The organism is Oscillibacter valericigenes, assembly GCF_021531435.1.
Lineage (GTDB): Bacteria > Bacillota > Clostridia > Oscillospirales > Oscillospiraceae > Oscillibacter > Oscillibacter valericigenes_B.
In genome coordinates this window covers 177,186-186,102 of the sequence record NZ_JAFBIS010000003.1, presented here as the reverse complement: position 1 = coordinate 186,102, position 8,917 = coordinate 177,186, and the positions used below count along the sequence as shown (strand labels likewise).

At 63.3% G+C, this 8,917-nt stretch carries 10 protein-coding genes; 4 read left to right on the top strand and 6 right to left on the bottom strand.

Going from position 1 to position 8,917, the window contains the following annotated elements; all coding sequences use genetic code 11:
• Positions 1-140 precede the first annotated feature (140 nt).
• The 4 genes from JQM68_RS03225 to JQM68_RS03210 all read left to right on the top strand — a co-directional run bounded on the left by JQM68_RS03225 (position 141) and on the right by JQM68_RS03210 (position 5,741).
• Complete coding sequence (locus tag JQM68_RS03225) at positions 141-2,132, top strand: DHH family phosphoesterase (protein ID WP_235221472.1); 1,992 nt, start codon at positions 141-143, stop codon at positions 2,130-2,132.
• 23 nt (positions 2,133-2,155) lie between these two features.
• Positions 2,156-2,605: a 50S ribosomal protein L9 gene (gene rplI, locus JQM68_RS03220; protein ID WP_235221471.1), complete on the top strand. Its 450-nt coding sequence runs from the start codon at positions 2,156-2,158 to the stop codon at positions 2,603-2,605.
• 733 nt (positions 2,606-3,338) lie between these two features.
• Complete coding sequence (gene argF, locus JQM68_RS03215; RefSeq protein ID WP_235221470.1) at positions 3,339-4,337, top strand: ornithine carbamoyltransferase; 999 nt, start codon at positions 3,339-3,341, stop codon at positions 4,335-4,337.
• An 18-nt stretch (positions 4,338-4,355) separates the two neighbouring features.
• Positions 4,356-5,741 carry a YfcC family protein gene (locus JQM68_RS03210; RefSeq protein WP_235221469.1) on the top strand — a complete coding sequence of 462 codons (1,386 nt, stop codon included), beginning with the start codon at positions 4,356-4,358 and terminating at the stop codon, positions 5,739-5,741.
• A gap of 639 nt (positions 5,742-6,380) precedes the next feature.
• Here the strand turns inward: JQM68_RS03210 and JQM68_RS03205 are convergent.
• Genes JQM68_RS03205 through JQM68_RS03180 form a run of 6 tightly spaced genes read right to left on the bottom strand, consistent with a single transcriptional unit; the run spans position 6,381 to position 8,835 of the window.
• Positions 6,381-6,680, bottom strand: coding sequence for an LPS biosynthesis protein (locus JQM68_RS03205; RefSeq protein ID WP_235221468.1), 300 nt, complete (start codon positions 6,678-6,680; stop codon positions 6,381-6,383).
• Positions 6,677-7,396, bottom strand: a complete 720-nt coding sequence (locus JQM68_RS03200; RefSeq protein WP_235221467.1) for an MBL fold metallo-hydrolase — start codon at positions 7,394-7,396, stop codon at positions 6,677-6,679. The genes JQM68_RS03205 and JQM68_RS03200 overlap by 4 nt, the downstream gene beginning before the upstream one ends.
• Entirely contained in the window at positions 7,393-7,704 is a 312-nt protein-coding gene (locus tag JQM68_RS03195) for a YbjQ family protein (protein ID WP_235221466.1), read from the bottom strand. Before JQM68_RS03195 ends, JQM68_RS03200 begins: the two co-directional genes overlap by 4 nt.
• The gene (locus JQM68_RS03190; protein WP_235221465.1) at positions 7,685-7,945 is read right to left on the bottom strand and encodes a hypothetical protein; all 261 of its coding nucleotides are present in this window, start codon (positions 7,943-7,945) and stop codon (positions 7,685-7,687) included. Before JQM68_RS03190 ends, JQM68_RS03195 begins: the two co-directional genes overlap by 20 nt.
• On the bottom strand, positions 7,926-8,192 hold the full coding sequence (locus tag JQM68_RS03185) for a hypothetical protein (protein ID WP_235221464.1): 267 nt from the start codon (positions 8,190-8,192) through the stop codon (positions 7,926-7,928). Before JQM68_RS03185 ends, JQM68_RS03190 begins: the two co-directional genes overlap by 20 nt.
• A complete protein-coding gene (locus JQM68_RS03180) occupies positions 8,176-8,835 on the bottom strand; it encodes a MerR family transcriptional regulator (protein WP_235221477.1) in 660 nt (219 codons plus the stop codon). Before JQM68_RS03180 ends, JQM68_RS03185 begins: the two co-directional genes overlap by 17 nt.
• Between the last annotated feature and the right edge of the window lie 82 nt (positions 8,836-8,917).

The window sequence follows — 8,917 nt, the reverse complement described above, 5'->3', positions numbered from 1 at the left end:
CCCCCGCCCCGTGGGCGACTCCCCCTCATCCGAACTTTCCCGGAGGAGTATTTTCGCTCTTTTCCATTGCACATTTCCACCGGAAATGCTATACTAATAAAATCTATTGGTATGTTTTCCGGTGTGAAGGAGCGCTGCGCATGAATAACAAAAAACTCTCACGCTTGCTGGAACCGAATTTGAAACTGTACTTTTTCTGCCTGCTGGTCTTTTCCGCAGCCGCCGTCACCGTCAGCTGGCCCCTGGCCCTGGTGGAGGGCCTGGCGACCGTGGCGCTGTACGTTTACTCCTCCGAGGTAAATAAAAAGCGTCGTCAGGGCATCTTACAGTACATCGACAGCGTGACGGGCAGCGTAGATACGGCCAGTAAATCCACCCTCATCAACTCCCCCCTGCCCATCATGGTCTTCCGCCCCGACACCGGGGAGGTCATCTGGAGCAACGAGAACTTCCTCCAGCTGGCGGGCGTCCGGGAGCACCTCTTTGAGATGAAGGTGGAGGACGCCGTGCCCGACTTCCCCGCTCAATGGCTGCTGGAGGGCAAGCAGGAGTGCCCGGAGCGGGTGGTGATGAACGGCCGCCGCTTCCGGGTGTACGGCAGCCTCGTCCGGGCCAAGGGCCGGGGCGGAGAGCAGAACCTGGTGGCCACCACCTACTGGGTGGACACCACCGAGGCCGACGAGCTGAAGGAGGCCTACACCGCCACCCGCCCCGTGCTGGCTATTATGATGGTGGACAACTACGAGGACCTGATGAAATCCTGCCCGGACACCCAGCGCAGCGCGGTCCTGGCCCAGATCGACGAGAAGCTGAACAACTGGGCGGCGGGAGACGGATTGCTGCTGAAAACCGAGCGGGACCGCTACCTGTTCATCTTTGAGGAACAGTACTACGCCCACTTCGTGGAGGAGAAGTTCTCCGTCCTGGACGCCATCCGGGACATCAAGGTGGGCGAGGGCGTCCACCCCACGCTGTCTATCGGCATGGGCAAGGACGCGGACAGCATTCCCGAGCTCTACAAGAACGCCAACCTCTCCGTGGAGATGGCCCTGAGCCGGGGCGGTGACCAGGCGGTGGTCCGCAACAAAGTGGACTTCGAGTTCTACGGCGGCCGGGCCAAGAGCACGGAAAAGCGCACCAAGGTCAAATCCCGGGTCATGGCCAACGCCCTCAGCGAGCTGATGATGGACGCGTCGGAAATTTACGTCATGGGCCACAGCTTCGCCGACATGGACGCCGTGGGCGCCGCCGTCGGCGTGTGCTGCGCCGCCCGGAAGCTGGGCAGGCGGGCCCAGATCGTCATCGACGCGGAGCACAGCGCCGCGGGGGCCGTCCTTGCCCGCCTGCGCTCCGTGCCGGACTACGCCGGCGTGTTCGTCACCCCGGCGGACGCCTTTTTGAAGATGCGCCCCGGCGCGCTTTTGGTGGTGGTGGACACCAACCGCCCCGACATGGTGGAGAGCCAGCAGCTTTTGGAGAGCTGCAACCGGGTGGCCGTCATCGACCACCACCGCCGTGCCGCCAGCTATATCGAAAACGCGGCCTTCAGCTTCCACGAGCCCTACGCCTCCTCAGCGGCGGAGCTGGTGACGGAGCTGCTGCAATACATGGTGGAGCCCGCCGACCTCCTGCGGGATGAGGCGGAGGCGCTGCTTGCCGGCATCGTGCTGGACACCAAGCACTTCACCCAGCGCACCGGCGGCCGGACCTTCGAGGCGGCGGCGTTCCTGCGCCGGGCGGGGGCCGACACCGCGGACGTGCAGCGGCTGTTCCAGAACGACCTGGACGACATGATCTCCCGCTACGACATCATCCGCCGGGCGGAGATGTACCGGGACGACATCGCCCTGGCCGTCATTCCCCAGGACGGCGTGGACCGCATCGCCGCGGCCCAGGCCGCCGACGAGCTGCTGACCCTCAAGGGGGTCAAGGCGTCCTTCGTGGTGTACACCAACGGCAGCAGCGTGCTGATGTCCGCCCGCTCCCTGGGCGAGATCAATGTTCAGGTCATCCTGGAGGCTCTGGGCGGCGGCGGCAACTCCACCACCGCCGGAGGCAGGGTGGAAAACGCGAACGTGCTGGACGTGCGCCAGAAGCTGACCGACGCCATTGACGACTATTTCGAGAAATAACATTATAATAAGGAGAAGAACCCATGAAAGTGATTTTACAGCAGGACGTGAAGGGCCAGGGCAAGAAGGGCCAGATGGTGGAGGTCTCCGAGGGCTACGCCCGGAATTTCCTCCTGCCCCGGAAGATGGCCATTCCCGCCACCACCGACGCCATCAACACCATGAACCTGAAGGAGAAGGCACGGAAGGCGGAGGAGGCCCGGCAGAAGGCCGAGGCCGAGGCCACCGCCGAGAAGCTGAAGGAGTGCATGGTGAAGCTCACCGCCAAGGCGGGCAACGGCGGACGGCTGTTCGGCGCCGTCACCACCAAGGAAATCTCCGAGGGGCTGAAGAAGCAGTTCGACATCGACATTCCCAAGCAGAAGCTGGTGCTGGATGAGCCTATCAAAGCGTTCGGCAGCTATCAGGTCAAGGCGAAGCTGGGGTTTGAGGTCGTGGGCACGGTGTACGTGTCTGTGTTTGAGGAGAAGTAATTCTTCCCCCTCCTCAGGGGGAGACGGGGGGAGGGGGGACATTTCTCTTTTGAAAAGAGAAGTGTCCCCCCACGCCCCCCCAAAGAGAAACCCGGGGGGATTTCGAATTTCAACACCGTCGCGGCATTGCGATTCCCGGCCCCTTTTCGGGGCCGCCAATCGCGCCGCTTCCTCGAAACAGGCTCGCTTCATCCGCCGCTGGCGGCGCTTCGCCTGTTTCCCCCACACCCCCTAACGACACAAAGGGGCGGGGCTGCGGCCCCTCCCCTTTGGATTCCCCTCCCGGGGATAGACTGGGGGAGCGCGTAGCGAAGCGGAACGCGCGGGGCTAATGGTAAAGCCCTTACGATGACCACCCCGGAAAGCCGCTGCGCAGTGCCAAATGCGGGGGAGCACGTTCTCTGTTCCTGGGCGGTACGGCGCACTCGGCGGAAGCCTAGCAGGTTTCTGCCGCATGGATTCGCACGCCCCCCGCATTTAAGCAAAAAAGGCGCCTTCTGGCGCCGGTTTTGCGCCCAAGCGTCTTTTTCTTCCACCGTGCACGGCGCATTCTTTTTCGGCAAGACGAAAAAGAATGGGGGGTGCATCCCCCCGTCCCGGCCCCGTGGGCCGGCATTCCCCACGGCCCCGGGCCGTCCTCGTGCCGCCCAGCGGCACATCGTCCCGCGCCTGACGGCGCGCCGGCCCTGTCCGTACCCCCCACTTACTTCATTTTTGAAAAGGAGAACACACCATGGCAGTCAATTTGAAAGGCCGGAGTTTTCTGACTCTGGAGGACTTTACCCCCGCTGAAATCCGTTATCTTCTGGACCTGGCCCACGACCTGAAGGCCAAGCGCCGAGCGGGCATCTGCGAGCCCACCATGAAGGGCAAGCACATCGTCCTGCTCTTTGAAAAGACCTCCACCCGCACCCGCTGCTCCTTCGAGGTGGCGGCCACCCAGGAGGGCGCCCACGTCACCTATCTGGACGCGAACAGCTCCCAGATGGGCAAAAAGGAGTCCCTGGAGGACTCCGCCAAGGTCCTGGGCCGATTCTTCGACGGCATCGAGTACCGGGGCTACGAACAAAAGGTGGTGGAGGACCTGGCGAAGTGGGCGGGCGTACCTGTGTGGAACGGCCTCACGGACGCCGACCACCCCACTCAAATTCTGGCGGACATGCTGACCATCGAGGAGCACTGCCACAAGCCCCTGAACCAGGTGAAGGTGGTGTTCCCCGGCGACGTGCGGAACAACATGTGCTACGCATGGATGATCGGCGCGGCCAAAATGGGCATGCACTTCGTGGCCCTGGGCCCGGAGAAGCTGGCGAAGGAGATGGACCAGGACCTCATCAAGCGCACCTTTGCCACCGCCCGGGAGAACGGCGGCCTCATTGAGATCACCGACCACATGGAGGACGTGAAGGACGCCGACGTCATATACGGCGACATCTGGGCCTCCATGGGCGAGGAGGCCCTCATCCCCGAGCGGGCGGAGCTGCTGTCCCCCTTCCGGGTGACGGAGGAGACATTGAAAGCCACCGGCAACCCCAACGTGCTGTATATGCACTGCCTGCCCTCCTTCCACGACTTTGAGACGAAGCTGGCCAAGGAGTGGCAGGACAAGGGTGTGGACATCCGGGAGGTCACCGACGAGGTGTTCCGCAGCAAGCACTCGGTGGTGTTCGACGAGGCGGAAAACCGGATGCACACCATCAAGGCCGTCATGGTGGCGACTATCGGAAAATAAGAAACGGGGGGAGACCCTTTGGAGAAAAAACGATTTCGGATGCCCACGGCGTTTACCATCCTGTTTTTGCTGATCATCCTGGTGGCCCTTGCCACCTGGTTCATCCCGGCGGGCTCCTATGAGTACGTGGACGGCGTGCCCCAGGCGGGGACCTACCACGCTGTGGCCCAGTCGCCCCAGGGCGTGGGCGCGGTGCTGAAAGCCGCCTTTTCCGGCTTTTACGACGCGGTGGACGTCTGCGTGTTCATCCTGATGGTGGGCGGCTTTTTGGGCGTGGTGATGAAGACCGGCGCCGTGGACGCTGGCGTCAGCCACGTCATCCGGGCGCTGGGCGATAGGGAGAAGTGGCTCATCCCCATTTTGATGCTGCTCTTCGGTCTGGGCGGCACCACGTATGGCATGTGGGAGGAGACCATGGCGTTCTTCCCGCTGCTCATCCCGGTGTTTCTGGCGGCGGGCTATGACGCGGTGACGGCCATCTCCGTCATATTGCTGGGGGCGGGCGCGGGGGTCATCAGCTCCACGGTGAACCCCTTCGCCACGGGCATCGCGGCGGGCTTCGCCGGGGTCTCCCTGGGAGAGGGCATCCTCCTGCGCCTCATCCAGTGGGTGGTGTTTGAGGGGGCGGCCATCTGGTACGTGATGGCCTACGCCGCGAAAGTCAAGCGCCAGCCCGCCCTGTCCGTAGCGGCGGGGGAGAGCGCCCCGGCTTTCACCGCCGGAGAGCCGCTGCCCCTGACGAACAAGCGCAAGGTCATCCTGACGGTGTTCGCCCTGGTGTTCCTCATTATGATCTACGGCGTCATCCCCTTTGACGAGATGGGCGTGGGCCTGCCGGCCTTAGGCTGGTGGTTCCCGGAGCTCTCCGCCCTGTTCCTGGTGGGCGGCGTAGTAGTGGGGCTCATCGACGGCATGGGGGAGACGGAAATTACCGAGACCTTCGTCTCCGGCTGCGGCGAGCTGTTGAGCGTGGCGTTCATCATCGGCATCAGCCGGGGCATCACGGTGCTGATGAACGACGGCGCCATCACCGACACCATTCTGAACTGGGGCGAGCGGGCCCTCTCCGGCGCCGGGCCGGTGGCCTTTGTAGTGCTGGTGTATCTCATCTACCTGCCCCTGACGGTGCTCATCCCGTCCTCCTCCGGCCTTGCCACGCTGTCGGTGCCCATTATGGCGCCGCTGAGCAAGTTCGCGGGGGTGGGCGGCGACCTGGTGGTGACGGCGTTCCAGTCTGCCTCGGGCCTGGTGAATATCATCACCCCCACGGCGGCGGTGGTCATGGGCGCGCTGGCGCTGGGGCATGTGCCCTACGACCGCTGGCTGAAATACGTTTGGAAACTCATTGCGTATTTCCTCATTCTGACGGTGGCGTTTTTGACCATTGGGGTCATTATGGCGTAGGAGTTTTGCCCCCTCCGCAGGGGGACGGGGGGAAAAGGGGGAGAGGTCTTTGGCGCAAAGACCCCTCCCCCTGTGACCCCCTCCAGAAACGTGGGGGCGTTTCGACTCGCCCCCACACCCCCTAACGACTCAAAGGGGAGGGGCTGCGGCCCCTCCCCTTTGGATTCCCCTCCCGGGGATAGGGAGCGGCAGCGACAGCGGAAAGAGAAGCAGGTCAAGTCGGTTTTGCACCCCGGTTTCGCAATTCCCGGTCGCGGGCTGACGACTGAAAGATTCAGCAAGGCTTGGCCCGCGCCCAACGCTGGATCCAGCCCCAAATGCCCAATGTCTCTTGTTGGGACCCCCGTACACAAGCAAAAAAGGCACAAAGTGCCGTTTTGCGCGAAACATTTTTTCTTTTCCACCGTGCACGGCGCATTTTCTTTTTGATGTTTCAAAAAGAAAATGGGGGGTGCATCCCCGCCCGGCGAAGCCGGGCCGTCCCCCGTCCTGCGCCGTGGCGCGAAAACTCCGTCCCGCGCCGTGGCGCGAAAACTCCGTCCCGCGCCGTGGCGCGAAAACTCCGTCCCGCGCCGTGGCGCGAAAAACCCCCGTTTTCCGACCCATGGGCAGAAAAGAAGGGGGCAAAAGCCCCCCTTCTTACTGATGCGTCTCCTCATACTCCCGCAGCGTCCCCTCCGTCATCAGCGACAGCTTGTGCAGCCGCTCATTCACCATGTCCCACATGCACATGGGCAGATGGTCCCGGTGGCCCCGGTGGAGCGTCACGCACTCAAAGCAGTTGCCGTGGTGGGGGCACGCTTCCTTGCAGGGGCAGTGGTCGCCGCTCTCCCGTACCTGCCGCAGAAACTCCTGCTTGATGGCCATGGCCTCCTCGTGGCGGCCCTCCCGGTCCAGGTCGTTCTGCCGGATGGCCAGCTCGTTGCCGTCGATTTTCATACATCTTCCTCCTCAAATGTAAAGTCCTGCCCCGCCCGGCTGACGGGCACCGTCCGGGCCGCGAAGCCGGGATACCGGGCCAGAAATTTCTCTGTAAAACCAAAATCCCCCCACTGGTGCATGGGCAGGAAGCGGCGGATGTCCGCCAGCTCCAGAAAATACTTGGGGCCCCGGAAACCGTCCTCCCCCAGCCGGGGGTCCAGGGGCAGCATGGCCAGGTCGATGCGCCGCCCCCGGAGGGGCTCCGTGTATCGCTGGAAATTGACCTCCATGTTCCGGTTCCAGCCGGGGTCCTCCCCCTCCCAGTGCCACCAGTTCAGGTCCCCGGCGTGGAAAACGGTTTTCCCGTCCGCCGTCACTAAAAACGCCACGCCCTCGTCGGTGGAGGGCAGGGTCTCCACCGTGACGCCGGGCAAGGGAGAGACGGCGTCCTGCTTCCCCAGGCGCAGGCACCGGGCGGCTGTTTCTTCGGAAACGCCCCATTTTTCCAGGTTCCGGGCCGTCAGGCGGATGTCGCTGCCCAGCAGAAACGCGTCGGCATCAAGCCGGAAAATTTCGGGGTTGAAGTGGTCCTCATGGCGGTGGCTGGAAAAGACCAGCAGGGGGACCCCCGGCCGCAAAACCGGGAGTTCCCCTTTCCACCAGTCAAATAACAATGTAACGCTGGGCAGCTCCACCCAAAAGCCGCTGTGGGCCAGGAATGTGACCCGCGTCATTTCAGCTTCACGGCGGTGCCGTAGGCGATCACTTCCGCCGCGCCCTGCATGACGGCGGAAGAGCCGAACCGGACGTTGATGACGGCGTCGGCGCCCAGGGCGGTGGCCTCGTCCACCATCCGCTTAGTGGCGATCTGGCGGGCCTCGGTCAGCATCTCGGTGTAGCCGGTGATCTCACCGCCCACCAGGGTCTTCATGCCGGCCATGAAGTCCTTGCCCACGTTTTTAGACTGGACCACGGTGCCCTTCACCAGGCCCAGGGGCTCCACCTCTTTACCGGGTACATAGTCAATATTCAGCAGCAGCATCTTCTTCTCCTCCTTCAATTTCTTTCAAGCGTATACGAAAACTGATCCACAAGGGGACGATGGTCCCCAGATTGATGAGAGCAAGCACCAGCAGTACGACGGACAACACGGCGCTGTCCACCTCCCGGCGGCACCACAGCAGCACCGCCGCCGCGATGAGCCGCAGCACCGTGTTGAACACGGCGCTCCAGAGGGCGCTTTTCCGGCGGCTTGATTGCCGGTCAGTATTGGGCGGCGTCATCTTCCTCGCCTCCCTTGATCTCTTTCAGGCGCTGGCGCAGGGCCAGGAGCACGCCGATCACCACGGCCCCGCCCAGCACGCTGTAGATCAGCAGGAACAGGATCGCGGCAAAGCACTCGCCGTCCCGGATAAACGTCACGGCGGCAAAAACGGAGCCGATGACCAGGGGCAGGACGTAGAACAGGACGAACACGGCCGCAATGATGGAGCCGATGCGCTTTCTGCGCCGGTCAGAACTGCCTGGCATCGTCGATCTCCCTCCTTCCGATCTCCCGGATGCGCTGCACCAGGGACAGGATGACCCCCAGGGCTACCACCGTCGGGACGGCGATGAACACCGCCAGCAGCGGCAGGGGCGGCGCGCCCGCCGGGTCCGTCTCAAAGGCCCAGAGGAACAGCCAGATGAGCCCCAGCATCAGCAGCACCATCAGCACCGTCACCACCACCGGGGCCACATACCGCACCCGGATGTCCTGGGACTGCTTGTTCTGGAAGGTGGTGCCGGATTGCTCCATCTCCGCCATTTTCTCCAGCAGCGCGTCGGCGTCCAGGGCGTCCAGCCGGTCCGGGCAGTCCGCCAGCTCGCCGCAGAGTTTCGCCGCGGCGTCCAGATTCTGCCGCTCCCGTTCCAGCGTCACCAGATGGCGGCGCATCCCGTCTCCCACCGTGTGGGCGCCGGAGAGCATCTGCCGGATGTCCTCCAGCGGCACGCCCAGCTTGCGCAGCAGCTTGATGCGCCGCAGGGTCTCCACCTCGGCCTCGCCGTAGTCCCGGTAGCCGTTGTCGCTGTTCCGCCGGGGGGCCAGCAATCCCTCGGCCTCGTAAAAGCGGATGTTCTTCTTCGTGATGCCCACCAGGGCCTCCACTTCGTTGATTTTCAAGCCGTTCACCTCGTTTCTGAGGGTATCGTACACCTTCCAGAAAGGGGAAGGTCAAGAGGTTTTTCAAAAAAACTTTCGGAGGGGTGCAAAT